Source organism: Myxococcus sp. CA039A (assembly GCF_013336645.1).
In the GTDB taxonomy this organism is placed as follows: domain Bacteria; phylum Myxococcota; class Myxococcia; order Myxococcales; family Myxococcaceae; genus Myxococcus; species Myxococcus llanfairpwllgwyngyllgogerychwyrndrobwllllantysiliogogogochensis.
The window spans coordinates 1-446 of sequence record NZ_JABUMQ010000776.1 but is presented as its reverse complement, the minus strand read 5'-3'; the positions used below and the strand labels follow the sequence as shown (position 1 = coordinate 446).

The following is a 446-nucleotide window of genomic DNA, read 5'->3' as shown; positions in this document are numbered from 1 at the left end:
CAACAGCATCGGCTATGCCGTGAATGATCACGGCCTGGTGCTGGCACCGGCGCAGGCGATCGACCTGGACGCGGCGCAATGGCATGCGTTGTTCACCACCGATCAGCTGCTGGACGATCTGCGTGCGGCGGTGAACCTGGGCGAGCTTGCGCGGCGCCAGTTCCGTGGCATCGCGCGCGTCGCAGGCCTGCTGGTACCCAGCCTGCCGGGGGGCATGCCGCGATCGCTGCGCCAACTGCAGGCCTCGGCGGGCCTGCTGTATGACGTATTGCGCGAGCATGACCCCGAGCACCTGCTGCTGGCGCTCGCCGAACGCGAAGTGCTGCATGACAGCCTCGACCTGCCGGGGCTGCGCCAGGTGCTGGTCCGGATCGGCGCGCGACGCATGTCGATGCAGCGCCCTGCATCGCTGACGCCCCTGGGCTTTCCACTGTGGGCCGAACGCC

Annotated in this window: 1 pseudogene; it reads left to right on the top strand. The window is 69.1% G+C overall.

Annotated features, from left to right (window positions below):
- Nucleotides 1-446: pseudogene (locus HR086_RS47535) on the top strand (DNA ligase-associated DEXH box helicase); the annotation flags it as partial.